The following is a 25,946-nucleotide window of genomic DNA, read 5'->3' as shown; positions in this document are numbered from 1 at the left end:
ACATTGTGGGGATACATGCAGACATTAAAGGTCGACCTGGGCGAACGCAGCTACCCGATCTACATTGGCGAAGGCCTGCTGGACCAGCCCGAACTGCTGGCGCCGCACATTGCCGGACGGCAGGTCGCCATTGTCTCGAACGAAACCGTTGCCCCCCTGTATCTCGAACGTCTGCGCCGCACCCTCGGTGCCTATGCGGTATTGCCCGTGGTGTTGCCCGATGGCGAGGCCCACAAGAACTGGGAAACCCTGCAACTGATCTTCGATGCCCTGCTCACCGCCCGGCATGATCGCCGGACCACCGTGGTGGCCCTGGGCGGTGGTGTCATCGGTGACATGGCCGGCTTCGCCGCTGCCTGTTACCAACGCGGCGTCGACTTCATTCAGATACCGACTACCTTGTTGTCCCAGGTCGATTCCTCGGTGGGCGGCAAGACCGGTATCAATCATCCCTTGGGCAAGAACATGGTCGGCGCGTTCTATCAGCCCAACGCCGTGCTGATCGACACCGCCAGCCTAAAGACCCTGCCGGCACGCGAACTGTCGGCGGGCCTGGCCGAGGTCATCAAGTACGGCCTGATCTGCGACGAGCCGTTCCTGACTTGGCTTGAAGCCCACATCCATGACCTGCGCGAGCTGGAGCCCGTCGCGCTCACCGAAGCCATCCGCCGCTCCTGCGCGGCCAAGGCTGCGGTGGTTGGGGCTGACGAACGCGAATCCGGCGTGCGGGCCACGCTTAACCTCGGTCATACCTTCGGCCATGCCATCGAGACCCACATGGGTTATGGCGTTTGGCTGCATGGCGAAGCCGTGGCGGCCGGCACCGTGATGGCGCTGGAAATGTCCATGCGCCTGGGCTGGATCGACCAGGCTGCGCGAGATCGCGGCATTCGTCTGCTGCAGGCGGCCGGCTTGCCGGTGGTGCCTCCCCAGGAGATGACCCCTGAGCACTTCATGGAACACATGGCGGTCGACAAGAAGGTCCTCGACGGTCGCTTGCGCCTGGTGCTGCTGCGCCAGATGGGCGAGGCCGTGGTGACCGACGACTATCCGAAAGAGATTCTTCAGGCCACGTTGGCAGCGGATTACCGCGCAATCGTGGCCCAGCTTTGAGGTTGTGACAGCGCAATGACCAGTTTGCATGCCGATGAGGCGTTTCTCGACCACTATCAGTTGAGCCACGATCCGTTCGCGCCCCGTGTGCCCGGTTTCAAGTTCTTCCCCGCCCAGCGCAAGCCGGTGCTGGGCCAACTGCATCATCTGGCGCGTTATAGCCAGCTGATGCTGGTGGTCACAGGCCCTGTGGGCAGCGGCAAGACCCTGCTGCGCCAGGCCCTGGTGGCCAGCACCAACAAGCAGTCGGTGCAGAGCGTGGTGGTCTCGGCCCGTGGCGCGGGCGACGCGGCCAGCGTTCTGGCCCAGGTGGCACAGGCACTCAATGTCGCCAATGCCGAAGTGCAGACCATCCTCGCCCAAGTCGTGCAACTGGCGCTGACCGGGCAGGAAGTCTATTTGCTGGTGGACGATGCGGAACAACTCGACGAGTCGGCACTCCAAGCGTTGCTGGAGCTGGCGGCGGGTGTTCCGGAGGGCCGTCCGCACGTGTTCCTGTTCGGTGAGCCGTCACTGATCGCCGCACTGGAAGGGCTCGATGCCGACGGAGAGCGATTCCATGTCATCGAGCTTGCGCCCTACAGCGAGGAGGAAACCCGCGAGTACCTGGAGCAGCGTCTGGATGGCGCAGGCCGGGGCATCGAGGTGTTCACCCGTGAACAGATCGTCGACATCCATGAAAACTCCGACGGCTGGCCTGGCAACATTAACCAGGTCGCCCGCGATACCTTGATCGAAGCCATGATCGCTAGCCGCAGTACGGTGAAGCGACCATCCATGGGGTTCAATATGCCTAAGAAACACGTGCTCGCGCTGTCCGCTGTCGTCGTGGTCGCGGTTGCCGCGGCGGTCCTGATGCCCAAGAAGGGCGGTGACAAGCCTGCCGAAGCGCCTGCCGCCCAGGCCCAGTTGCCGCTGGGTGAAGGCCAGCCGGCCAATGCCCAGTCCAATAATGGTGGTCCAGCCATCGAGTTCTCCGGCTCTTCCCAGCCAATGCCACTGCCGCTGGTTGGGCAGTCGCAGCCGGTGATGCGCGAGCCGCTGGCCCAGGCGGCCGGCATGGGTGATGGCGAGGAGGGCGGCCCGGCCGGCAACACCGCACTGCAGCCGGCCAACCCGCCGACTGTCACGACCATCGCGCCGCCGCAAGGTGCCACCGCAGGCCCAGCCCCGGTACCGGCTCAGCCTGTCACTAGCGCGCCGGCCCAGAGTGTCGCCACCGCACCAGCCCAACCTGTTGCACCTGCGCCCAAGCCAGTCGCAACCCAGCCGGCCAAGCCGGTTGCACCTGCCAAGCCTGCCCCGGCGCCGACCCAGGTCGCCACCGCCAAGCCGGCTGCCAAGCCAACCGCTGGTGGCGCGGGCAATAGCGGCTGGTACAGCGGTCAGAAACCGGGCAATTACGTGGTGCAGATCTTCGGCACCAGCTCCGAGGCCTCCGCCCAGTCCTTCGTCAAAGCCCAGGGTGGCGACTATCGCTACTTCAAGAAGACCCTGCAGGGCAAACCCCTCTACGTGGTGACCTACGGCAACTTCGCCAGCCGCGATGCAGCGGTTGCGGCAATCAAGAACTTGCCAGCCAAGGTCCAGGCTGGTAAACCTTGGCCACGAACCGTAGGCAGCGTCCAACAAGAGCTGGCCACGGCCCGCTGACACCTTCCGGGCGGCTCCACCCTGCTGCCCAGTTGCCTGAGTTTCGATAAGCCTGCTGCGCCTGAGCGCAACAGGCTTTTCTGTCCCGGACTGCCGGCCACAAGCCCTTTCTTGCAGTCATGGCTGAAACGCTTCAGACTCGAGCCAAGCCGCTACCACGGCGCATGGCGCAAAAACATTCAAAGATGCGACATAAGTTTTCAATGATGCGTCATGAAAATTTGTGGGCGTTGCTGTCCCTGTGCAACAATGGTTTCCCATTGCCCACCGCAAAAAGCTGGCATTCGATCGGCGTGGATGGTAAGTGGTTGTACTAAAAAGAGATTTGCCTTGGTTGAGAGGCGAACCTGGTGAGAAAGTGTCTATGAAAACAGGTCTGTACCATCCCGAAGAATTCAAGGACAACTGTGGTTTCGGCCTGATCGCCCATATGACGGGCGAGGCGAGCCACCATCTTCTGCAAACCGCCATGCAGGCGCTGACCTGCATGACCCACCGCGGCGGAATCAACGCCGACGGCAAGACCGGCGACGGTTGCGGTCTGCTCATGCAGAAGCCCGATCAATTCCTGCGTGCCGTGGCCCAGGAACACTTCGCCGTCGAGCTGCCCAAGCAGTACGCCGTCGGCATGGTGTTCTTCAATCAGGACCCGGTGAAGGCCGAAGCGGCCCGCGCCAACATGGATCGCGAGATCATCAATGCTGGCCTGAAGCTGGTCGGCTGGCGCAAAGTCCCGATCGACACCAGCGTGCTTGGCCGCCTGGCCCTGGAGCGCCTGCCGCAGATCGAGCAGGTCTTCATCGGCGGCGAAGGCCTGAGCGACCAGGAGTTCGCCATCAAGCTGTTCAGTGCCCGTCGTCGCTCGTCCGTGGCCAATGCCCACGACGCCGACCACTACATCTGCAGCTTCTCGCACAAGACCATCATCTACAAAGGCCTGATGATGCCGGCGGATCTTTCCGCCTTCTATCCGGACCTGGGCGATGAGCGCCTGAAAACCGCGATCTGCGTGTTCCACCAGCGCTTTTCCACCAACACCCTGCCGAAGTGGCCGCTGGCGCAGCCCTTCCGCTTCCTCGCCCACAATGGCGAGATCAACACCATCACCGGCAACCGCAACTGGGCTATCGCCCGTCGCACCAAGTTCGCCAACGATCTGATCCCCGACCTCGAAGAGCTCGGCCCGCTGGTCAACCGCGTGGGTTCGGACTCCTCGAGCATGGACAACATGCTCGAGCTGATGGTCACCGGCGGCATCGACCTGTTCCGCGGCGTGCGCATGCTGGTACCGCCAGCCTGGCAGAACGTCGAGACCATGGACGCCGACCTGCGCGCGTTCTATGAGTACAACTCCATGCACATGGAGCCGTGGGACGGCCCGGCCGGTATCGTCATGACCGAGGGCCGCCACGCGGTCTGCCTGCTGGACCGCAACGGCCTGCGTCCGGCACGCTGGGTGACCACCAAGAACGGCTACATCACCCTGGCCTCGGAAATCGGCGTCTGGGACTACAAGCCCGAGGATGTGCTGGCCAAGGGGCGCGTTGGCCCGGGCCAGATCTTCGCCGTGGACACCGAAACCGGCCAGATTCTCGACACGGACGCTATCGACAATCGTCTGAAGTCGCGCCATCCCTACAAGCGCTGGCTGCGTCAGCACGCCCTGCGCATCCAGGCGACCCTGACCGACGACCAAGGCGTGGCCAGCTATGACGCTGACCAGCTCAAGCAATACATGAAAATGTTCCAGGTCACCTTCGAGGAGCGTGACCAGGTGCTGCGTCCGCTCGGTGAGCAGGGCCAGGAAGCGGTCGGCTCGATGGGCGACGACACGCCAATGGCCGTGCTGTCCCAGCGCGTGCGCTCGCCGTACGACTTCTTCCGCCAGCAGTTCGCCCAGGTAACCAACCCGCCGATCGACCCGCTGCGCGAGGCGATCGTCATGTCCTTGGAGATCTGCCTGGGCGCCGAGCGCAACATCTTCCAGGAATCCCCCGAGCATGCCTCGCGGGTAATCCTCAGCTCCCCGGTCATCTCGCCTGCCAAGTGGCGTTCGCTGATGAACCTGGAGCGCGAAGGCTTCGATCGCCAGCTGATCGACCTCAACTATGAAGAGAGCGTCGGCCTGGAAGCGGCCATCCGCAACATCGCCGACCAGGCCGAGGAAGCCGTACGCAGCGGCAAGACTCAGTTGGTGCTGAGCGACCGCTACATTGCCCCAGGCAAGCTGCCGGTGCATGCCTCCCTGGCGGTCGGTGCGGTACACCATCGTCTGACCGAGCAAGGCCTGCGCTGCGACAGCAACATCCTGGTCGAAACCGCCACCGCCCGTGACCCGCACCACTTCGCCGTGCTGCTGGGCTTCGGTGCCTCGGCCGTCTACCCTTACCTGTCCTATGAAGTGCTGGCCGACCTGATCCGCACCGGCGAGGTGCTGGGCGACCTGGATGAAGTGTTCAAGTACTACCGCAAAGGCATCTCCAAAGGCCTGCTGAAGATCCTGTCGAAGATGGGCATCTCCACCATCGCCTCCTACCGCGGCGCCCAGCTGTTCGAAGCCGTGGGCCTGGCCGAGGAAGTGGTCGGCCTGAGCTTCAAGGGCGTGGCCAGCCGCATCAAGGGCGCACGCTTCGTGGACCTTGAGAACGACCAGAAGCTGCTGGCGGCCGAAGCCTGGAGCGCGCGCAAGCCGATCCAGCAGGGCGGCCTGCTCAAGTTCGTCTACGGCGGCGAGTACCACGCCTACAACCCGGATGTAGTCAACACCCTGCAAGCAGCAGTGCAGAAGGGCGACTACGCCAAGTTCAAGGAATACACCACACTGGTCGACCAGCGTCCGGTGTCGATGATTCGCGACCTGCTCAAGGTCAAGCTGGCCGACCAGCCGTTGGCGCTGGACCAGGTCGAGCCGCTGGAGGACATCCTCAAGCGCTTCGACTCCGCGGGCATCTCCCTCGGCGCCCTGTCGCCGGAAGCCCACGAGGCCCTGGCCGAGGCGATGAACCGCCTGGGCGCGCGCTCCAACTCTGGCGAGGGCGGCGAAGACCCGGCCCGCTACGGCACCATCAAGAGCTCGAAGATCAAGCAGGTGGCCACCGGCCGCTTCGGCGTCACCCCGGAATACCTGGTCAACGCCGAAGTGCTGCAGATCAAGGTGGCCCAGGGCGCCAAGCCCGGCGAGGGCGGCCAGCTGCCTGGCGGCAAGGTCAACGGCCTGATCGCACGGCTGCGCTATGCCGTGCCGGGCGTCACCCTGATTTCGCCTCCTCCGCACCATGACATCTACTCGATCGAAGACCTGGCCCAGCTGATCTACGACCTCAAGCAGGTCAATCCGCAGGCGCTGGTGTCGGTCAAGCTGGTGGCCGAGGCCGGCGTGGGCACCATCGCCGCTGGCGTGGCCAAAGCCTACGCGGACCTGATCACCATCTCCGGCTACGACGGTGGCACCGGCGCCTCGCCGCTGACCTCCATCAAGTACGCAGGTGCGCCGTGGGAGCTGGGCCTGGCCGAGACCCACCAGACCCTGCGCGGCAACGACCTGCGTGGCAAGGTGCGGGTACAGACCGACGGTGGCCTGAAGACTGGCCTGGACGTGATCAAGGCGGCCATCCTTGGCGCCGAGAGTTTCGGTTTCGGCACCGCGCCGATGATCGCCCTAGGTTGCAAATACCTGCGTATCTGCCACTTGAACAACTGCGCTACCGGCGTTGCCACCCAGAACGACAAGCTGCGCAAGGACCACTACATCGGTACCGTCGACATGGTGGTGAACTTCTTCACCTTCGTCGCCGAGGAAACCCGTGAGTGGCTGGCCAAGCTGGGCGTGCGTAGCCTGGGCGAGCTGATCGGGCGTACCGATCTGCTCGACATCCTGCCAGGCGATACCGAGCGCCAGCAGTACCTGGACCTGTCGCCGCTGCTGGGCAGCTCGCACATTCCGGCCGACAAGCCGCAGTTCTGCGAAGTCGACAAGAACCCGCCGTTCGACAAAGGCGAGCTGGCCGAGAAAATGGTCGAGATGGCCCTGCCGGCGATTCGCGATCTTTCCGGTGGCGAATTCAGCCTGGACATCTGCAACTGCGACCGTTCCATCGGCGCGCGTATCTCCGGCGAGATCGCCCGCCTGCACGGCAATCAGGGCATGGCCGGTGCGCCAATCACCTTCCGCTTCAAGGGCACTGCCGGCCAGAGCTTTGGCGTGTGGAACGCCGGTGGCCTGAACCTGCACCTGGAAGGGGATGCCAACGACTACGTGGGCAAGGGCATGACCGGCGGCAAGCTGACCATCGTGCCGCCTGCCGGCAGCCCGTTCGAAACCCAGCACAGCGCCATCGTCGGCAACACCTGCCTGTATGGCGCCACTGGCGGCAAGCTGTTCGCCGCTGGCACCGCGGGCGAGCGCTTCGCTGTGCGTAACTCCGGCGCCCACGCTGTGGTCGAGGGTACCGGCGATCACTGCTGTGAATACATGACCGGCGGCTTTGTCTGCGTCCTGGGCAAGACCGGTTACAACTTCGGTTCTGGCATGACTGGCGGCTTCGCCTACGTGCTCGACATGGACAACACCTTCGTCGACAAACTCAACCACGAGCTGGTGGAAATCCAGCGCATCAGTGGTGAGGCGATGGAGGCCTACCGCAGCCATCTGGCGCGGGTCCTTGGCGAATACGTGGAAGAGACCGGCAGCGAGTGGGGGCGCGAGCTCTCGGAGAACCTGGACGACTACGTGCGTCGCTTCTGGTTGGTCAAGCCCAAGGCCGCCAACCTCAAGCAACTGTTGTCCAGCACCCGTGCCAACCCGCAGTAAAAGCAGCTGCAAGTGGCGAGCCTCGAACTGCAAGTTGAAGCGGTTCGAGGTTCGCCCGGCTTAAGTGATCGTCTTGCGGCTTGCAGCGCTTAGCTTGCAGCTGCTGTTAAGAGGTTTTGAAAAATGGCTGAACGTCTGAACAACGACTTCCAGTTCATCGAAGTGGGCCGTAAGGACCCTAAGAAAAAACTGCTGCGCCAGCGCAAGAAGGAGTTCGTGGAGATCTACGAACCCTTCAAGCCCCAGCAGTCGGTCGAACAGGCACACCGTTGCCTGGGTTGCGGCAACCCGTATTGCGAGTGGAAGTGCCCGGTGCACAACTTCATCCCCAACTGGCTGAAGCTGGTCTCCGAAGGCAATATCCTGGCGGCGGCGGAGCTGTCGCACCAGACCAACACCCTGCCGGAAGTGTGCGGTCGTGTGTGCCCGCAGGACCGCCTGTGCGAGGGTGCCTGCACCCTCAACGACGGCTTCGGCGCGGTGACCATCGGCTCAGTGGAGAAGTACATCACCGACACTGCCTTCGCCATGGGCTGGCGCCCGGACATGTCCAAGGTCAAACCGACTGGCAAGCGTGTCGCAGTCATCGGTGCAGGCCCGGCGGGCCTGGGCTGCGCCGACGTGCTGGTGCGTGCGGGCGTGACTCCGGTGGTGTTCGACCGCAACCCTGAAATCGGTGGCCTGCTGACCTTCGGTATCCCCGAGTTCAAGCTGGAAAAGACCGTGCTGAGCAATCGCCGCGAAGTCTTCACCGGCATGGGCATCGAGTTCCGCCTGAACACCGAGGTGGGCAAGGACATCACCATGGAACAACTGCTCGCCGAATACGATGCAGTGTTCATGGGCATGGGTACCTACACCTACATGAAGGGCGGTTTCCCAGGCGAGGACCTGCCGGGCGTGCATGACGCGCTGGACTTCCTGATCGCCAACGTCAATCGCAACCTGGGCTTCGAGAAGTCGCCGGAAGACTTTGTCGACATGCAGGGCAAGAAGGTGGTGGTGCTTGGCGGTGGCGACACCGCGATGGACTGCAACCGCACCTCGATCCGCCAAGGTGCCAAATCGGTGACCTGCGCCTATCGCCGCGACGAGGCCAACATGCCGGGTTCGCGCCGCGAGGTGAAGAACGCCAAGGAAGAGGGCGTGAAGTTCCTCTATAACCGTCAGCCCATCGCCATCGTCGGCGAGGACAAAGTCGAAGGCGTGAAGGTGGTCGAGACCCGTCTTGGCGAGCCGGATGCCCGTGGCCGTCGTAGCCCTGAGCCGATTCCAGGCTCCGAGGAAATCTTGCCGGCCGATGCCGTCGTGATCGCGTTCGGCTTCCGTCCGAGCCCGGCGCCGTGGTTCGAGCAGTTCGACATCCAGACCGACAGCCAGGGCCGCGTGGTGGCACCGGAGAAGGCCAAGTTCAAACACCAGACCAGCAACCCGAAAGTGTTCGCCGGTGGCGACATGGTGCGCGGTTCGGATCTGGTGGTGACGGCGATCTTCGAAGGCCGCACTGCAGCTGAAGGCATTCTTGACTATCTCGGCGTCTGATCCGTCAGTGGGGCTGCTTTGCAGCCCTATCTCGGCCAAAGCCGCTCCCACAGGTACAGCAAGGTCTCGATAAGGGTGTGAGATGTGTGGACCTGGGCGACGAAAGGCCGCCCAGGAAGCATTTTTGTATACAAAAATGCTTGATCTACGGCACTCAATAGACAAAACGCATGGCCTTGGCCGTGCCTTTTGTGTCGGCGTCTGAGAAAATGCCCGCACTTTTTTGCTGGATGCCGACATGACTGCCCTGAAGAACGATCGTTTCCTGCGTGCACTGCTCAAGCAACCCGTAGACGTCACCCCGGTCTGGATGATGCGCCAGGCCGGTCGCTACCTCCCGGAGTACCGCGCCAGCCGCGCCAAAGCGGGGGACTTCATGAGCCTGTGCATGAACCCGCAGTTCGCCTGCGAGGTCACCTTGCAGCCGCTGGACCGCTACCCGCTGGACGCGGCGATCCTCTTCTCGGACATCCTCACCATCCCCGATGCCATGGGCCAAGGCCTGTACTTCGAGACCGGCGAAGGCCCTCGCTTCAAGAAGGTCATCAGCACCCCGGCCGACATCGAAGCGCTGCCGATCCCAGATCCGCACAAAGACCTTGGCTACGTGATGGATGCCGTCAGCACCATCCGCCGTGAGCTCAACGGCCGCGTACCGCTGATCGGCTTCTCCGGCAGCCCTTGGACCTTGGCCACCTACATGGTCGAAGGCGGTTCGTCCAAGGACTTCCGCAAGACCAAAGCCATGCTCTACGACAATCCCCAGGCCCTGCATCTGCTGCTGGACAAGCTCGCCCAGTCGGTCACCAGCTATCTCAACGGCCAGATCCAGGCCGGCGCCCAGGCCGTGCAGATCTTCGACACCTGGGGCGGCAACCTGTCGGCGGCGGCCTACCAGGAATTCTCCCTGGCCTACATGCGCAAGATCGTCAGCGGCCTGATCCGCGAGCACGAAGGGCGCAAGGTGCCCGTTATCCTGTTCACCAAAAACGGCGGCCTGTGGCTGGAAAGTATCGCCGAGGCCGGCGCCGACGCCTTGGGCCTGGACTGGACCTGCGAGATCGGCGATGCCCGTCGCCGGGTCGGTGACAAGGTCGCTCTGCAGGGCAACATGGACCCGACTGTGCTGTATGCCAAGCCCGAAGCCATCCGCAAGGAAGTGGCGCGGATCCTGGCAAGCTATGGCCATGGCAGCGGTCATGTGTTCAACCTGGGCCATGGCATTACGCCTGAAGTCGACCCGGAACACGCTGGTGCATTCATCAACGCCGTGCACGAGCTGTCGGCGCAATACCACGCTTGAGTTCGAGTATGGCCGCCTGCATCTGCTGATGCAGGTGTGCCAGCGGCTGCCTTGCAGCCGTCGCAAGGCCGAACAGCTCCAGGCCAGGGTCGAATTGGCGCTGGAGCCGGTTTGCGCGGTTTCAGGCAGGGGTCTTGGAAGGCAACCGGCTCAAATGCAGGGCCACCAGCAACGCCACGACCAACAGGCTGCCGATGAACAGGCCGATGCCGTTCCAGCCGGCCTGGTGCCAGAACACGCCACCGGCGGTGCCGGCGATGCTCGAACCTGCGTAGTAGCTGAACAGGTACAGCGACGAAGCCTGGCCCTTGGCCTTGAGCGCCCGGCGTCCTATCCAGCTGCTGGCCACCGAGTGGGCGCCGAAAAAGCCGAAGGTGAACACCAGCATGCCCAGGATCACGATCACCAGCGGGCTGGTCAGGGTCATCAGCAGCCCCGCGGCCATCACTACGATACTCGCCCAGAACACCTTGCGCCGACCCAACCTGTCGGCCAGGGCGCCGACCTGCGCGGAGCTGTAGATACCTGAGAGGTAAACCACCGAGAGCAGGCCGACCAAGGCTTGGTTCATGTGGTAGGGCTCGGCCAGCAGGCGATAGCCGATGTAGTTGAACAGCGTGACGAATGCACCCATCAGCAGGAAGGCTTCGAGAAACAGCCAAGGCAGCCCGGCGTCCTTGAAGTGCATGACGAAGCCATCCAACAGGCTGCGCGGATTCAGCGGCTGGGAGCGGAAGTTACGCGACTCGGGCAATACCTTCCAGAACACCAGCGCCGCCATCAACGCCAAGCCGCCGATGGCCAGCATTGCCGTGTGCCAGCTGACGAAGTCGATCAGCACGCCCGTGATCAACCGACCGCTCATGCCGCCAATGGCATTGCCGCCGATGTACAGGCCCATGGCCAGACCGATGTGTTGCGGGTGGATCTCTTCGCTCAGGTAGGTCATCGCCACGGCCGCCAGGCCGCTCAGTGACAGGCCGACCAAGGCGCGGGTAGCGAGCACCAGCTCCCAGCTAGGCATCACTGCGCTGGCCAGCGTCGCAAGCGCCGCGCACAGCAGGGCGAAGACCATGACCGGCTTGCGCCCGATGCGGTCCGAGATTGGCCCTGTGACCAGCAAGCCGAAGGCCAGTGTGGCGGTGGAGACCGAGAGCACCAGACTGCTTTGCGCCGCATTGATGGAAAACTCCCGCGACAACAACGGCATCATCGGCTGCACGCAGTAGAGCAAGGCAAAGGTGGCGAAGCCGCCGCTGAACAAGGCCAGTACGGTCTTCATGAAGGCGGGGGTGCCTTTCTCTATCCAGGCGTCGTTCCGGACGGGGTCAGGCTCAAGGGATAGCGGGGCGACGGCGGATTTCACGGCAGGGTACCTCGGGGCGCGGGGCCGGCGTTGCGATGGAAAAAAGCATATAGCTGGCTAATGATTAGATCCAATATATTGTTCGACCTGTTTAATAGGTTCTGCGACTGATTCGGAGGCTTCATGGAACTGCGCCATTTGCGGTATTTCATCGCCGTGGCTGAAGAACTGCATTTTGGACGCGCGGCCCAGCAACTGGGGATTTCCCAGCCACCTTTGAGTCAGCAGATCCAGGCCCTGGAGCAGGAGCTTGGCGCGCGCCTGTTCGAGCGCACCAATCGGCGGGTGGAACTGAGCGAGGCCGGGCGCTTGTTTCTCGAAGAGGCGCGTCAGGTCCTGGCGCAGGTGGAGAAGGCTGCCGATGTCGCCCGGCGGGCGCAGTTGGGCGAGTTGGGCGAAATGAAGATCGGCTTCACCTCATCGGCCCCCTTCACGTCAAAAATCCCCAAAGCATTGCATGCGTTCCGCCAGCGGTTTCCGGCGGTACACCTGAGCCTTCGGGAGATGAGCAGTCGGGATGTGGCCGAGGCGGTGTTCAACGAGTCCATCGAAGTCGGCCTGATGCGGCCGATGCCCTTGCCGGAGGGGTTGGTCGCCACCGAGTTGTTCAGCGAGCCGCTGGTGGCGGTGATCAATGCCTCTCATCCGCTGGCCCAGGGCAATGAGCAGGGGCTGTATATGGAAGCCTTGGCCCATGAGCCCTTCGTGTTCTTTCCGCGTAGCTACGGCAGTGGCCTGCATGCGCAGTTACTGAGCCTGGCGCGCCAGGCTGGGTTCAGCCCGCATTTTGCCCAGGAGGCAGGGGAGGCGATGACCATCATCGGGTTGGTGTCGGCGGGGTTGGGGGTGTCGGTATTGCCGGCGTCGTTCCAGCGCATGCGCATCGACGGGGTGGTCTATCGCACATTGCTGGACGAGGGCGCGATCACGGCGGTATGGCTTGTCCAGCGCCAGCTCGGCGGATCGGCCATGGCCCGTGCCTTTGCCGAGTTGTTGACGCAGCAGGTACTGGATTGAGGATGAATGCGGTCTGCGGTGCTGTTCGCGGGTAAACCCGCTCCCCGAGGAATCCGTGCAAGCCTCAGCGCCAGCGCCGGAAGATCAACGAGGTGTTCACGCCGCCGAAGGCAAAGTTGTTGTTCATCACATGCTCGTGGCTCATGGCGCGCATGCCCCCGCGCAGGTAGTCCAGCTCGGCGCAGCGAGGGTCGATGTCATCGAGGTTCAGGGTGTGCACGTACTGGTCGCGATTCATCATCTCGATGCTGAACCAGGACTCAAGTGCGCCGCAGGCACCCAATGTGTGGCCAAGGAAGCTTTTCTGGGAACTGATCGGCATGCGCGGGCCGAACAGCGCGTGGGTGGCCAGGGTCTCGGCGATGTCGCCTTGTTCGGTGGCAGTGCCATGGCCGTTGACGTAGCCAATGGCCTCGACGGGCAGGCCGGCATCTTCGAGCGCCAGTTCCATCGCCCGGCGCATGGTCACCTGCTCCGGGCGGGTGATGTGCTGGCCGTCGGCGTTGCTGCCAAACCCTACGATCTCGGCGTGGATATGCGCGCCCCGGGCCAATGCATGCTCCAGCTCTTCCAGTACCAGCATGCCGGCGCCTTCACCCACCACCAGCCCATCGCGTGCGCGGTCATAGGGGCGCGGCGTCAGGGTGGGGGTGTCATTCTTAAGGCTGGTCGCGTACAGGGCATCGAACACCATCGCCTCGCTGGGGCACAGCTCCTCGGCACCGCCGGCCAGCATCAGCGGCAGGCGCCCGAACTTGATTGCTTCATAGGCATAACCGATACCCTGGCTGCCGCTGGTGCAGGCGCTGGATGTCGGGATCAGGCGCCCGGTCAGCCCGAAGAAAATGCTGATGTTGGCGGCTGTGGTGTGCGGCATCATGCGCACGTAGGAGTTGGCATTGAGCCCGTCGGCCTTTGAATTGAGCAACATGTTGCCGAAGGCCTTGATCTCTTCGGTGCTGCCGATCGATGACCCGCAAGCCACGCCCATGCGTCCATCGCGGATGCTCGGGTCGTCCAGCAGCCCGGCATCGGCCAGGGCGCGTTCGGCTGCGGCGACCGCCAGCCGTGACACGCGTCCCATGCTGCGCAGTTGCTTGCGTGTCCAGTGCCCTGGCACTTGGAAGTCATCCACAGGGCCGGCCAGGCGAGTGTTGAGTTCTTCGAAGCGGTCCCACTCGTCCATGCGCCGGATACCACTGCGATTGGCGGCGAATTGCCGGGCAATGCTGTCCCAGTCGCTGCCCAGGGCAGTGATGCCGGCCATGCCGGTGACCACAACGCGACGCATCAGCATAGCCCTCCGTTGACGGCCAGTACCTGGCGGGTGATGTAGGCCGCTTCGTCCGACATCAGGAAATTGACCGCGCCGGCCACTTCCTCCGGGGTCCCCATACGTTGGGCAGGAATCATCTTGAGCAGTTCATCGACCGGTACCTGTTCATCGAGCATGTCGGTGTCGATCAGCCCCGGGGCCACGCAGTTGACCGTGATGCGGCGCTTGCCCAGCTCGATGGCCAGAGCCTTGGCGGCACCGATCACGCCCGCCTTGGAGGCGCTGTAGTTGACCTGGCCGCGGTTGCCGATCAGGCCGGATACTGAAGTGATGCAGACGATGCGACCAGGTGCGCGACGGCGGATCATGGGCATCATGAGCGGGTGCAGGACGTTGTAGAAGCCGTCCAGGTTGGTCCGCATGACCTGGTCCCAGTCGTCTTCACTCAACGCAGGGAATGCGCCATCGCGGGTCAGTCCGGCATTGCACACCACTCCATAGTAGGCCCCGTGAGCGTCGACGTCCTCGCCCAGGATGCGGGCGCAGGCCGCCCGGTCGGCGACGTCGAACTGCAGGATCCGCGCCTGACGCCCCAGCCCACGCACCTGTTCGGCGACCGCCTCGGCCGCGTCGCGGCCGCTGCGGCAATGCAGCACCAGGTCGAAGCCTGCGCGTGCCAGGCGCAGGGCAATGGCGCGGCCGATACCGCGGCTGGAGCCGGTGACCAGGATAGTGTCAGTCATGGGGTGTTTCCTCGGGTGCCGCTTCGGCCAGGTAGCCAGTGGCCTGGGGCGGACGGTAGACGTTCAGGCGCGCGCTGGCATGGATACCCTCACCGCGCAGGTGACATTCGAACACGCCCATGCCGCTCTCGTCTTCAAGCGATCGCAGGGCATGGATGCGCAGCTCGGCGCCGGCCGGGAACTGCGCCACATCGCATTCGAAGCGACGGGTACCCAACAGAAAGCCCATTTCCACCGCACGCCCGGCGCGGCGAGCCTGGTACCCAGCATAGGCGGCCACGCTCTGGGCCATCAGCTCCAGGCCCAGCCAGGCGGGCAGGCTGCCGTCGGCGCGGTTGAACTGACCGCCCGGGCGGACCGTTGCACGGGTATGGATCTGTTCGTCGTCGCAGCTGTCGATGCGGTCGATGAGGATCATATCTGCGGCATGCGGCAGCAGTTCGGACAGTGGCCAGGTGTTCATGGGGCGTCTCCGAGAATCAGGCTGACATTGTTGCCACCGAAGGCGAACGAGTTGCTCATCAGGCGGCGCGGCCCCTGCGGAGGCAGGCGTTGGCTGCCATCGACCAGGTTCAGGGCCGGCAACCGGGGGTCGCGCTGGCCATCCCAGACATGAGGCGGCAACAGGCCCTCTGGGTTGTGCCGGCTCAGGGCAAGCCAACAGAACGCCGCTTCCAAGGCGCCGGCGGCCCCCAGGGTATGGCCGGTCATGGGCTTGCTGGAGGAGCAGGGCACGCGATCGCCGAACAGCCCGTGCACGGCGAGGCTCTCCATGGCGTCGTTGTGGACGGTGGCGGTGCCGTGCAGGTTCAGGTAGTCGATCTGTGCAGGCGTTAGGCCGGCATTGTCCAGTGCTTTGCCCATGGCCTGCAAGGCGCCCTTGCCGGTGGGCTCTGGTGCTGAGATATGAAACGCATCGCAGCTTGCGCCTGCGCCGAGCAGGGCGATGCCTGGCCCGTCGCCTGCGCGTTGGCGGGTCATGAGAAACAGGGCTGCGCCCTCGCCGATGTTGATACCGTCGCGGTTGGCCGAGAAGGGATTGCAGCGCTCGGCGCTGACGGCCTCCAGCGCGCTGAAGCCGTTGAGCGTCAGGCCACACAAGGTATCCACGCCTCCGCACAGCACGGCATCGCACAGGCCCAGGTCGAGCAGGCGGCGGGCACTGAGCAACGCTCGGGCACTGGAGGTGCATGCGGTCGACAACACATAGGCCGGGCCTGACAGTTGCAGCCATGCGGCCAGGAATGTGGCCGGTGCGCCGAGGGCTTGTTGAGCGTAGTCGTAGCTATCCGGGAAGCGGCCGGTGCGCACGTACTGCGCGACGCCGTCGCTGCCTTCGGCGATCCCCGAAGTGCTGGTGCCCAGCACCACGCCCACGCGCTGTGGGCCGTGGCGTTCGATGGCGTGGCGAATGGCAGGCTCGATTTGCAGTGCCGCGCTATAGAGCAATTGGTTGTTACGGCTTTGGTGACCGGGCAATGGCAGCTCGGGCAGAGGGCCTGGCACGGCCCCGACGGGCAGACGGCGTCCGGCTACCCAACCCTCTTGCGGCTGCATGCCACCGCAGTCGCCGGCAAACAGTGCGCGGGCAACCTGGGCTTGGCCGTGGCCGAGGGCGCAGACCAGGCCCAGGGCGTCGAGGAAGGCGGTCATGGCGTGTTCTCGCTGGGCAAGGGGGTGACTAGATAACGCAGGCCTTGGCCGAGGTTCAAGGTGAAATCATCCGGGTCTTGGTAGTCCACCTGCCAACGCGTCTGTAGCGAACGCCGCTGTCCGTGCTGGAGGGCTTCGGGATAGAGCTGTGTCAGCTGGGCCTCTGGGGTGAGCGCGAAGAGCACGGCGGCGAACAGTTCGCGGGCAGCCGGGTTGGGGGGCAGCAGACCGTCTGCGTGCCATTGACGGCCGTCGAACAGTTGGCGCGCCTGGGGAATGCCCATCAGATCGAGCAACGACCAGCGCAAGCGGCCCTCCTCTCGCTGGATCACCAGCAGCCAGTCCTGGCGCTGGCCATCCTGTTCGCGTTGTACATGCAACTGACGAGGCAACTGCAACTCCGGCAGCCGCTCAGGCAGGGGGGCTCGACCGGTGCAGGCGCCGAGCAGCAGGCAGGCCAGCAGAATCCACAGATGTTTCATGGTTGCCGAGGCCCTCCATCGTTGGCGCCGGCCCAGGGCGCCAGGAGAAAACTGAACACCAGGCCCAGGCTCACGGCCATGCCGAAATTACTCACTGCCGGGGTGCTGGAAAGCGCCAGCAAACCGAACGACAGCCACGTGGTGAGTGCTGCCAGCAAGGTACCCAGCAGGCTGACGGCACTGCCGCCGACGCGCTCATGCATCAGGATTGCATAGTCCACGCCGATGGCGGTCACCAGCAGCAGGCCAAACAGGCTGAACAGGGTCAGCGGTTGTCCCAGCCAACCAAGACTCGCCAGGCTGCACAACGCCGCGAGCAGCGGCAGGGCGACGATGCGCAGGGCGCTGCGCAGGCCGAACGGCAGCATCAGCACCATCCCTATCAACGCGCACGACAGCAACTTGAGTTCGGCGGCACTGACCTGAGTGGCGGTGAACAGCTGGTTGAGCTCGCCTAGGCGATCGACCAAGTGTACGCCGGGCAGGTCCTGGGCCTGAAGGCGCAACAGCGAGACATCTGCGTGGCCTTGCAGGCTGACGATCGCCGCCACGCCCTGACCGTCCTGGCCCAGCCACAAGGGGCGCCAGGCTTCGCCCAGCGGCCCCTGCAGGGCCTCGTCGATCGACAGCGGTGCCAATGTCTGCAGTTGAGCGATCTCCGTCTGCAAGGCCTGCTCGGGCACACCAAGGGCCAGCAATGGCTGCCAATGCCCAGGCAACTGCAGCAGGGCGTTGCGCACTTGCTGCTGCGTCGCTGGGCTGGTCACCAACTGGCTAAGGGACAGGTAGCCCTTGAGCTTGCCCAGGTCGACCAACTCATCGAGCTTGCCGCTCAGCGTCTGCAAGCGGTCGAGCAATTGACTCTGGTTATCGGCACGCACCAGGAAGAACTGGCTGGTCGGCTGGTAGCCAGTGATGCGCGCCACGGCCTGGGCCTGTTCGAGCAGTTGCGGTGGGGCGCTGATCCACTGGCGGATGTCGTTGCGGCTTTGCAACTGCCACAACCCGGCCACACAGAACACCAGCAACAGACCGAGCAGCATGACGCTGGGCACTTTGCGCAGCAGGCGCTCGCGCAGGTCGGTCAGGGCCTGGGCCACGCGCAGCGGCCAGGGGGAAGGACGCAGGTCCATGTGCTGCAACAGCGCAGGCAATAGGCAGACGGCGCACAGGTAGGCACCCAGCAAGCCTGCGGCGGAAAACGCCGCGATCTGGGTCAATGCCGGGAACGGCGTGAAGGCCAGGGCCAGGTAGCCGATGCAACTGGTCGCAAGGCTCAAGGTCATGCCGGGCAAGGTCAGGCGCAGCGCCGTCCAGCTGTGCCAGGGGCGCAGGCTCCAGCCCTTGGACAGGTAGTGCAGCGGGTAGTCCACCGCCACGCCGATCAGGCTGGCCCCGAGCACCAGGGTCATCACGTGCATCTGGCCGAACAGCGCGACGCAGGCCACCGAGCCGAACAGCATGCCGACCGCCACCGGTACGAACGCCAACAGCGCGCGCCAGCGCCGCAGGGCCAGCAACAGCAGCAGGAAAATGCCCACGGTTGCCCCGCCGCCCACCCAGGTGATCTCCCGGCTGGCCTGGCGTTGACCGGCGGCGGCGTGCAGCAGGCCGCTGGCCGCCAGCAGCTGGGCGCCTGCCTGGTCGGCCTGCCGACGGGCCTGGGCGAGCAACGCCTCTACTTGCAAGGGCAAGTTCAGGTCGAAGGCGTTGCCCACGGTGCCCGCGCGCAGCAGCACCCAATGCTTGCCGTCCGCTTCGGCCACCAGCGCGCCGCTGGCGGTGTCGAGCTGGACATTGGCGGGCCTGGGCTGGCTGGCCTGGATGCGTCCGCTCAGGCCCAGCCAGTCGTCCTGGCTCGAGACCAGGCTCAAGCCCGCAATGGGGTCGACCAGGCTCTGGACGCGTTGCTCGATGAAGGCGTCGGGCTGTTCGGCCAGTTGCTGCCGGTCAGCGGCCGAGAGCATCGCCAGGCGGCCTCGCAGTAGCTGCGCACGCACCGCCTGCAGGTCGGTGTGCAGGTTCCACTGCACCTTCTCGAACAGGCCGCTGGCCTGCCACCGGGTGGCCAGGCCCTCGGCCAGGGCAAGGGCTTGTTGGCGATCGGGGTGGCCAACCAGCACCAGCATTTCGCGGTTCAGCGGCGCCTGCATGCGTTGTTCGGCGCGTTGCACCAGCGGGTCCTGGGGCGCGCCAGGCACCAGGGTCATCAGGTCGGAGGACAGGGGCGCACCGCGGTGCCACTGCCAGGCCGCGAGCGCGAGCATGGCCAGCAACAGGGCGAGAAACAGGCGCGGCAACAGGCGTTCAATCGGCAAAGTCACGACGCTCCGAGTCGCTCAAGGCGCTGGCACCGCGGCTGTCCTGCATGCGCAGGACCGTGCTGTCGCCCTGGGTTTCGGCCAGCACGATGCGTTCGACGAAACGCCCGCCGGTGATATCGATGCGGGTGAAGATCTGCTTGAGCAACATCGAGCGCGGCGTCAGGCGCAGTTGCCAATGCTCGGCGTCACCGCTCAGGCTCAGCTCGAAGTCCCGTTGCAGGCCGCTGCTGTCGCCTTGCAGGACCGCGAAGAACAAACGGTTCTGCTGTGCTCCGGCGCTCTGGCTGGGCAGCGGTTGCCAGCCACCCGGATCACGACGGGCGATGCCGCTTGCGTCGATGCGGTAGTCCTGACGCAGCGGGGTGCGCAATAGCCAGAGCAAGCCATGGTCGCGTGCCAGGACGAAGCGGCCCTGGCTCGTCAGCGGTTGCGCCAGGGCACGCAGGTGTTTCTCCTGCACGAAGTTGCCGCTGACCACCGCTGGCGCGCTCAACTGCTTTTGCAAGTCGGCCAGGTCGAAGGCCATCGCCATCGGGCTTGAAAGCAGCATCAGCAATACCGCCAGCAAGCGGTGCAAGCGGTTCATGGCAGCACCTTGGCTACGGCATCGAGCATCACCTGGGGCGAGGCCAACTGCATTTCGCCGCTCTCGATGTGCACCGCGACCTGTACGGTGCTGGCGCGGGTCATGCGTTCACCGGTGTCTGCGTCGCTGATCAGGTAGTGGATTTTCAGGCGGCTTTCCCATTCCACCAGACTGGCGCGGACCTTCAGGCGTTGGCCGAAGGTGGCGCCACGGATATAGCGCAACTGCAAGTCGATCACCGGCCACATGTAGCCGCTGGCCTGCATGCGCCGATAGTCTTGCCCGAGGCGTTCGAGCAGCGCGCAGCGGGCGACTTCGAGGTATTTCACGTAATGGCCGTGCCAGACCACGTGCATGCTGTCCACGTCGAAGAAGGGCACGACGATCTCACTGTCGACATGGAACACGCCGGGGTTACGCATGCAGCCTCCAATGGCGTTCGCCGATGCGCGTCAGGCACAGCCGCAGTTCGTGTTCCAGGGCGCGGTCTTCGATGACCGGGGCGAAGTCCGCCAGCAACGCCTGGTGCATCTGCGCAAGGGCAGGCGGCAGCGGGGCGGTAACGGCTTGGCGGCCGCGCAGCCAGACGCCCTGGTTAGCGGCCAGCAAGGTAGCGGCGGCGACCTGTTCGGACAGTTGCAGAACGCGCAGCGCGTCCCGGGCGGCGATGGTGCCCATGCTGACTTTGTCCTGATTGTGGCATTCGGTGGAGCGCGAGAACACGCTGGCCGGCATCGTTTGCTTGAGCGCCTCGGCGGTCCAGGCGCTGGCGCCGATCTGCACGGCTTTGAAACCATGGTTGAGCATGGCCCGGTCGGCCTGGGCCCCGGAGAGGTTGCTGGGCAGGCCATGGTTGTAGCGGGTGTCCACCAGCAGGGCGAGCTGGCGGTCGAGTAGGTCGGCGACGTTGGCCACCAAGGTCTTGAGGCTGTCCATGGCAAAGGCGATGTGCCCGCCATAGAAATGCCCGCCGTGCAGCACCCGCTCGGCATCGCCATCAATGATGGGGTTGTCGTTGGCACTGTTGAGTTCGGTCTCGATGAAGCTGCGCAGCCAGCCCAGGCTGTCGGCCAGAACGCCCAGCACATGCGGCGCGCAACGCAGCGAATAGCGGTCCTGCAGGCGGTGCAGGGGGGCGGCTGGGGCGTCGAGGGCCAGGTCCTGGCGCAGCCAGGCCGCGACTTGGTTCTGGCCTGGGTGCGGCTTGGCGGCGAACAGGCGTTCGTCGAAGTGCTCGGGGTTGCCTTGCAGGGCGATGACGTTCAGCGCAGTGATGCGCGTTGCCAGATGCAGCAGATAGTCGGCACGGGCGTAGGCCAGGCAAGCCAGACCAGTCATCACGGCGGTACCGTTCATCAGCGCCAGGGCTTCCTTGGGGCGTAGCACCAGTGGCTGCCAGCCCAGTTCGCGGTGCACGTCCGCGCTGCTGCGGCGCACGCCCTGGTACATCACGTCACGCTCGCCCGAGAGCGCGGCGGCGACGTAGGAGAGCGGCGTCAGATCGCCGCTGGCGCCCACCGAGCCTTCTTCGGGAATCAGCGGCAGGATGTCGTGGGCGAGAAAATCGCGCAGGCGCTCCAGCAGCTCCAGGCGCACGCCAGACATGCCATGGCTCAGCGAGCGCAGACGCGCCGCCAGCACCGCACGGGTGGCGGGCGCATCGAGCAACTGTCCCAGGCCGCAGCCATGGAAGGTGTACAGGTGGCGCGGCAGGGCCTCGACGTGCTCCAGGGGCACGGCCACCACGCAGGAGTCGCCGTAACCGGTGGTGACGCCGTAGATCACCCCTTCCTTGTGCAGCAGAGTATCGAGAAAACGTGCGCCGCGGGCGATGCGCTCCCGGTACTCGGCGTCGGCCTGCAGCAAGGGGCGGGCGTGGCGTTGGCTGAGGGCAAGGATGTCCTCGATGGCCAACGGCGCTTCGCCGAAGGTCACGGACTCATGCGGATGCGTCGTCATCGTCGCTCCAGAAAGGGTAGAAGTTGAACCATTGGTCCGGCGCCTGCTGGCAATAATGGCCCAGGCGGGCGGCATAGCGACCGGCCCATTGGGCGATCACCTGCTGGCGCTGCTCGCGGCGCCAGTGCAGTTCCTCGGCAAAGGGCTCCAGGGTGATCCGGTAGCGCCCGTCCTGCTTGAGACAAAACAGCAGGTTGACGGGACACTTCAAAAGGCCGGCCAGCAGCCAAGGGCCCTGGGGAAAGGCCGCCGGATAGCCGAGGAAGTCCACCTCGACCGTACGGGCGCCATGCAAGGGGATGCGGTCGCCGGCAATTGCGAGCCATTCGCCGCGCTCCAGGCGCTCGGAGAGCTGCAGCATGATCGCCGGGTCCAGCTCGCTGACCTGGATCAGCCGCAGGTGGCTGGCGCCGGCCTCGCCGAGCAGACGGTTGAAGCGTTCGGCGTGGCGGGTGTGCACCAGCACGTTCATGCGCACCTGCTCTCCCAGTTCGGCAAGGGCTCGGCACACCTCCAGGTTGCCCAGGTGCGCGCCCACCAGCAATTGCCCACGTGCGCCGCGCAGTTGCTGGCGCAGTTCGCTGGTGTCGCGGATCTCGATGTCTTCCAGGCGCAGCCTGCCGTTCCAGGCATCGAGTTTGTCCAATAGGGCTTCTGCAAAGGCCATGAACTGGCGAAACACTCGCCAGTGATTGGGCGGCGGAGTTCGGCCACCACTGCATTGCCACAAACGCTGCTGGTATTGCCAGGCACTGCGCCGGGCCTTGCGACCGAACAGGAAGAAGTACAGCACGATGGCATGGATCAAGGGGCTGAGCAGACGACGACCGAGCAGGCGCGCCAGCACGGCGGTGAGTTTCATCAACCAGAAACTGCCGCGTTCACGTTGCGCCGCCCAATGCTGCGATCGGTCGCTCATCGACGCCACCTGCGCCAGAGGATCATCGGCGCACGCAGGAGCATGCCGACACACAATCTGGCGTGCATGCGCGAAATCAGAACGTTGTCATGGAGCAGACGAAAATGCGAGACGCCGTCGGCGGGGTAGTGCACCCGGGTCGGCAGCCAGCGCATCGGTTGCCCACGCCACGACAGGCGCACCAGGATTTCGGTGTCGAAATCCATGCGCCGGCCCAGGCGCACCGAGTCGATCAGCGCCAGGGTCGGCGGCAGGGGATAGACACGAAAGCCGCACATGGAGTCCGGAATGGCCAGGGACAAGGTGTTGATCCAGACCCACACGTGGGTCAGGTAGCGGGCGTAGAGCCTGCCCTTCGGGACACTGGCGTCGTACTGTGGATAACCGCACACCAGCGCCTGGGGCTGGGCACGCGACAGCGCCAGGAAGTCCCCGACCGCTGTCAGGTCGTGCTGGCCATCGGCGTCCACTTGCAGGGCATGGCTGAACCCCAGCCGCGCGGCCTCGCGCAAGCCGGTCATCACCGCGCCGCCCTTGCCCTGGTTCAGGTCCAGGCGAACGAGGAATGTCTGCGGCTGCTGCGCCAGCTCGCGCAGCACCTGGGCACAACCAGGGTGACTGGCATCGTCCACGAGAATGCAGGGCAGCCCGGCACGCAACAACTCGGCGACCACCGTGGGCACGGCGCGCTCATGGTTGTACACCGGAATGACCGCACAGGGATTATGCACCGGCGTGCTCCAGGAGGATGCGGCCACTGGAACAGGGCTGCTCGCCGTTGGCGTAGGTGAAATAGAGCTTGCCGCGCTCGGCGTCGAAACGAAGCGTCAGCTCGATCTCGTCTCCGGGGCGGACCAATTGCTGGAACTTCAGCACTTCCATGCCGGCAAACCGATGCCCGCTGGGAATCAGCGGCGCGGCGAGGTCCATGGCCCAGTCGATCTGCACCACGCCCGGCAGAATAGGGGTGCTTGGAAAGTGGCCGGTGAAGCAGGCCAGATCCGCTGGTACTGCCAGTTTCACGCGCAACTGATGGGCGTCCTGCAGGGTATCGAGGACCTCCGGCGCATTACTCCTGGGCGCTGCCAGCAGGGCCTGGATGTGCGCCTGGGGCAGCTTGCCCTGGGCATTGAGCGGCAGTTGGCGCACCAGGCGCCAGCGCCGGGGCAGGGCCACGGCTTCGCAGTGCTGGGCCAGGTGCTCGCGCAGCGCCTCGATCAGGGCACGCCGCCCATGGTTGCGCAATTGGTGCAGCCCCAGAGGGGTGAGTACCAGCAAGACGCCGAGGAAGGCACGGCCTTGCTCGACCATGCCCAAACGCGCCTCGCTGACCCAGGCATGGGTGCACAGGGCTTGCTCCAGCCTGGGCAGGGCGATGCGTTTTTCTTCGAGCTTGACGATCCGGTCCAGCCGCCCGAGCAGGCGTACGCGTCCGTCGGCCTCGATGTGCGCTGCATCGGCGGTGTGTTCCACGTGCCCCTCGGGCAGGTAGGGCGAGCTCACGCACAGGGCACCCTCGGCCGACAGGCTCAAGACCACGCCTGCGAAGGGCGACCAGCGCTGCTCCCCTTGGCGCCAGGCGATGCCGCCTGTCTCGGAGCTGCCGAGGATTTCCACCGGCCATTGCCCCAGGCGCTGCTGCAAGCGCTGCGCGGCATCGCCGGGCAGCTCGCCGCCCGATGAGAACACGCAGCGCACCTTGGCCAGGGCCGTCCAGTCCAGATTGTCGCCCATGCGCTTGAGCAGGGCGGGGCTGGCGACCCAGGCAAAGGCTGGCTGGGCCAGGCTGGCGCGTTGCAGGTCTTCAGGGAACGGCACCTGACGCCGCAGGAAGCCGCGCCCGGCGCACAGCGGCCAGAGCACGCGGAACAGCAGCCCATAGATGTGCTGCGAGGCGACACTGCCGATGATCCAGGCGTCGCCCAACGCGGTGCCCCATTGCTGCTCCAGGGCGCGTACCTCGTTGGCCAGCTGGCGCAGGGTCTTGCCGATGAGCTTGGGTTCGCCGCTCGAGCCCGAGGTGCACAGGCCGATGCGGCATTGGTCCGGATCGAGGTCGACCGGCGCCAGCGGGGAAGTATGCAGCGACGCCAGGTCGAGGTCGCCGGGCTGATCAGTGAGCCACAGGTCGACCTGGTCGTTCCAGCGCAGCCGGGTCTGGGGCTGCAGGTCGGCGGGCAGCAGGACCTGAACGCCTGCGCGCCAGGCACCCAATAGCGCGATGGCCAGGTCGGCGGCGTCTTCCAGATGCACCGCCAGACGGCGCACGCCCCGCTGCTGCAGGCCCGCGGCCAGGCCCAGGGCGGCATTTCGCAGCCCTTCGTGGTCCAGGGGCGGCTCCAGGGTCACTGGGCGCGCGGTCGTCAATGGGCGCAACAGGTGCTCGGGATCGATCCAGTTCATGAGCGTCCTCGCACATGGTGTCGTGTCAGCCATTCGGCAGCGAACAGCACGCCCATCGCCAGGTACGCGATCAGGCCGTTGTACAGCGTCCACCAGGTCAGTGGCGCCCAGAGCGTGAGCCCGGCGGCGATCACGCCATTGATCACGAAAAACAGACTCCAAACCTGCGTCACGCGCCGCGTATAGGCGACGGCCGCAGGCGGCAGGTCAGGCTCGCGCAGGCGTGCCATGCGCTCGACGACGGGCGGGCCGTACTTCAGGCTCGAGGCGAACAGGGCCAACATGAACGCATTGACCAGTACCGGGTACCAGCGCAGCAACTGCGCGCTGTCACTCAAGGCCAGCACAGCGCAGAACGCCAGGGCCACGGCGGTCATCCCCAGGTCGCCTGGCCTGCGCGCCGTGCCAACGGCGCGGGCCAGCCAAAGGGCAGCGAGCAGCAAGGCGAACTGCCAGGGTGCGAACCGGGCCAGGCCGAAGTACACGGCGAAGGGATAAAGCACCCCGGCGATGACCAGAGCGAGGCCGAACAGGCGTTTCATGCTGCGGTGTTGACCAGGCGGAAGACCGCTTCGACCACGTCATTGACGGTGCGCACCGACTTGAAGTCCTCGGCGGTGATCTTCTTGCCGGTCTGGCGCTTGATGTGATCGATCAGGTCGATGGCATCGATGCTATCGATTTCCAGATCCTGGTACAGGTGGGACTCCAGGCTGATGCTGGCCGGGTCGAGCTCGAACAGCTCGACGAGGGCGTTGCGCAGGAGGTTGAAGATGTCTTCGCGGTTTTGCATGGTG

At 64.9% G+C, this 25,946-nt stretch carries 21 protein-coding genes; 6 read left to right on the top strand and 15 right to left on the bottom strand.

The window, feature by feature from the left end:
- Positions 1–15: 15 nt before the first annotated feature.
- The 5 genes from aroB to hemE all read left to right on the top strand — a co-directional run bounded on the left by aroB (position 16) and on the right by hemE (position 10,421).
- Positions 16–1,113, top strand: coding sequence for a 3-dehydroquinate synthase (gene aroB, locus BLS27_RS04450; protein ID WP_090343351.1), 1,098 nt, complete (start codon positions 16–18; stop codon positions 1,111–1,113).
- Between the two features lie 15 nt (positions 1,114–1,128).
- The gene (locus BLS27_RS04445) at positions 1,129–2,766 is read left to right on the top strand and encodes an AAA family ATPase (RefSeq protein ID WP_043208580.1); all 1,638 of its coding nucleotides are present in this window, start codon (positions 1,129–1,131) and stop codon (positions 2,764–2,766) included.
- A gap of 364 nt (positions 2,767–3,130) precedes the next feature.
- Positions 3,131–7,576 carry a glutamate synthase large subunit gene (gltB, locus tag BLS27_RS04440; RefSeq protein WP_090343348.1) on the top strand — a complete coding sequence of 1,482 codons (4,446 nt, stop codon included), beginning with the start codon at positions 3,131–3,133 and terminating at the stop codon, positions 7,574–7,576.
- Between the two features lie 123 nt (positions 7,577–7,699).
- A complete protein-coding gene (locus BLS27_RS04435) occupies positions 7,700–9,118 on the top strand; it encodes an FAD-dependent oxidoreductase (RefSeq protein ID WP_043208574.1) in 1,419 nt (472 codons plus the stop codon).
- 238 nt (positions 9,119–9,356) lie between these two features.
- Positions 9,357–10,421 carry a uroporphyrinogen decarboxylase gene (gene hemE, locus BLS27_RS04430; protein WP_043208573.1) on the top strand — a complete coding sequence of 355 codons (1,065 nt, stop codon included), beginning with the start codon at positions 9,357–9,359 and terminating at the stop codon, positions 10,419–10,421.
- A 121-nt stretch (positions 10,422–10,542) separates the two neighbouring features.
- Here hemE and BLS27_RS04425 read toward each other — a convergent pair whose 3' ends face one another.
- Positions 10,543–11,787 carry an MFS transporter gene (locus tag BLS27_RS04425; protein WP_090343345.1) on the bottom strand — a complete coding sequence of 415 codons (1,245 nt, stop codon included), beginning with the start codon at positions 11,785–11,787 and terminating at the stop codon, positions 10,543–10,545.
- Between the two features lie 123 nt (positions 11,788–11,910).
- On the opposite strand from BLS27_RS04425, the gene BLS27_RS04420 reads away from it, so the two are divergent.
- Positions 11,911–12,804, top strand: coding sequence for a LysR family transcriptional regulator (locus tag BLS27_RS04420; protein ID WP_090343343.1), 894 nt, complete (start codon positions 11,911–11,913; stop codon positions 12,802–12,804).
- 64 nt (positions 12,805–12,868) lie between these two features.
- Here BLS27_RS04420 and BLS27_RS04415 read toward each other — a convergent pair whose 3' ends face one another.
- The 14 genes from BLS27_RS04415 to BLS27_RS04350 are packed head-to-tail and all read right to left on the bottom strand — an operon-like array spanning position 12,869 to position 25,942.
- Positions 12,869–14,095, bottom strand: a complete 1,227-nt coding sequence (locus BLS27_RS04415; protein WP_043208697.1) for a beta-ketoacyl-ACP synthase — start codon at positions 14,093–14,095, stop codon at positions 12,869–12,871.
- The gene (gene fabG, locus BLS27_RS04410) at positions 14,095–14,823 is read right to left on the bottom strand and encodes a 3-oxoacyl-ACP reductase FabG (RefSeq protein WP_090343340.1); all 729 of its coding nucleotides are present in this window, start codon (positions 14,821–14,823) and stop codon (positions 14,095–14,097) included. The genes BLS27_RS04415 and fabG overlap by 1 nt, the downstream gene beginning before the upstream one ends.
- On the bottom strand, positions 14,816–15,286 hold the full coding sequence (locus tag BLS27_RS04405; RefSeq protein ID WP_043208565.1) for a hotdog family protein: 471 nt from the start codon (positions 15,284–15,286) through the stop codon (positions 14,816–14,818). The genes fabG and BLS27_RS04405 overlap by 8 nt, the downstream gene beginning before the upstream one ends.
- Positions 15,283–16,476, bottom strand: a complete 1,194-nt coding sequence (locus BLS27_RS04400) for a beta-ketoacyl-[acyl-carrier-protein] synthase family protein (RefSeq protein WP_090343337.1) — start codon at positions 16,474–16,476, stop codon at positions 15,283–15,285. The genes BLS27_RS04405 and BLS27_RS04400 overlap by 4 nt, the downstream gene beginning before the upstream one ends.
- Complete coding sequence (locus BLS27_RS04395; protein ID WP_090343335.1) at positions 16,473–16,958, bottom strand: DUF3261 domain-containing protein; 486 nt, start codon at positions 16,956–16,958, stop codon at positions 16,473–16,475. The genes BLS27_RS04400 and BLS27_RS04395 overlap by 4 nt, the downstream gene beginning before the upstream one ends.
- On the bottom strand, positions 16,955–19,282 hold the full coding sequence (locus tag BLS27_RS04390; RefSeq protein ID WP_425262094.1) for an MMPL family transporter: 2,328 nt from the start codon (positions 19,280–19,282) through the stop codon (positions 16,955–16,957). The genes BLS27_RS04395 and BLS27_RS04390 overlap by 4 nt, the downstream gene beginning before the upstream one ends.
- Positions 19,266–19,868, bottom strand: coding sequence for an outer membrane lipoprotein carrier protein LolA (locus tag BLS27_RS04385; protein ID WP_043208558.1), 603 nt, complete (start codon positions 19,866–19,868; stop codon positions 19,266–19,268). Before BLS27_RS04385 ends, BLS27_RS04390 begins: the two co-directional genes overlap by 17 nt.
- A complete protein-coding gene (locus BLS27_RS04380) occupies positions 19,865–20,290 on the bottom strand; it encodes an acyl-CoA thioesterase (RefSeq protein ID WP_043208556.1) in 426 nt (141 codons plus the stop codon). The genes BLS27_RS04385 and BLS27_RS04380 overlap by 4 nt, the downstream gene beginning before the upstream one ends.
- Positions 20,283–21,827 carry an HAL/PAL/TAL family ammonia-lyase gene (locus tag BLS27_RS04375; RefSeq protein ID WP_090343329.1) on the bottom strand — a complete coding sequence of 515 codons (1,545 nt, stop codon included), beginning with the start codon at positions 21,825–21,827 and terminating at the stop codon, positions 20,283–20,285. The genes BLS27_RS04380 and BLS27_RS04375 overlap by 8 nt, the downstream gene beginning before the upstream one ends.
- On the bottom strand, positions 21,808–22,746 hold the full coding sequence (locus tag BLS27_RS04370; protein WP_090343327.1) for an LpxL/LpxP family acyltransferase: 939 nt from the start codon (positions 22,744–22,746) through the stop codon (positions 21,808–21,810). The genes BLS27_RS04375 and BLS27_RS04370 overlap by 20 nt, the downstream gene beginning before the upstream one ends.
- Positions 22,743–23,477 (bottom strand): glycosyltransferase family 2 protein, encoded by a 735-nt coding sequence (locus tag BLS27_RS04365; protein WP_090343324.1) that lies wholly within the window; start codon positions 23,475–23,477, stop codon positions 22,743–22,745. The genes BLS27_RS04370 and BLS27_RS04365 overlap by 4 nt, the downstream gene beginning before the upstream one ends.
- Positions 23,470–25,149 (bottom strand): ApeI family dehydratase, encoded by a 1,680-nt coding sequence (locus BLS27_RS04360; protein ID WP_090343321.1) that lies wholly within the window; start codon positions 25,147–25,149, stop codon positions 23,470–23,472. The genes BLS27_RS04365 and BLS27_RS04360 overlap by 8 nt, the downstream gene beginning before the upstream one ends.
- Positions 25,146–25,691, bottom strand: a complete 546-nt coding sequence (locus BLS27_RS04355) for a COG4648 family protein (protein WP_090343318.1) — start codon at positions 25,689–25,691, stop codon at positions 25,146–25,148. Before BLS27_RS04355 ends, BLS27_RS04360 begins: the two co-directional genes overlap by 4 nt.
- Entirely contained in the window at positions 25,688–25,942 is a 255-nt protein-coding gene (locus BLS27_RS04350) for an acyl carrier protein (RefSeq protein ID WP_070091934.1), read from the bottom strand. Before BLS27_RS04350 ends, BLS27_RS04355 begins: the two co-directional genes overlap by 4 nt.
- Positions 25,943–25,946: the final 4 nt, after the last annotated feature.

The organism is Pseudomonas guariconensis (assembly GCF_900102675.1).
GTDB lineage: Bacteria > Pseudomonadota > Gammaproteobacteria > Pseudomonadales > Pseudomonadaceae > Aquipseudomonas > Aquipseudomonas guariconensis.
Note: the sequence above shows the minus strand (reverse complement) of the source record. Positions and strands in the feature narration are given on the sequence as shown.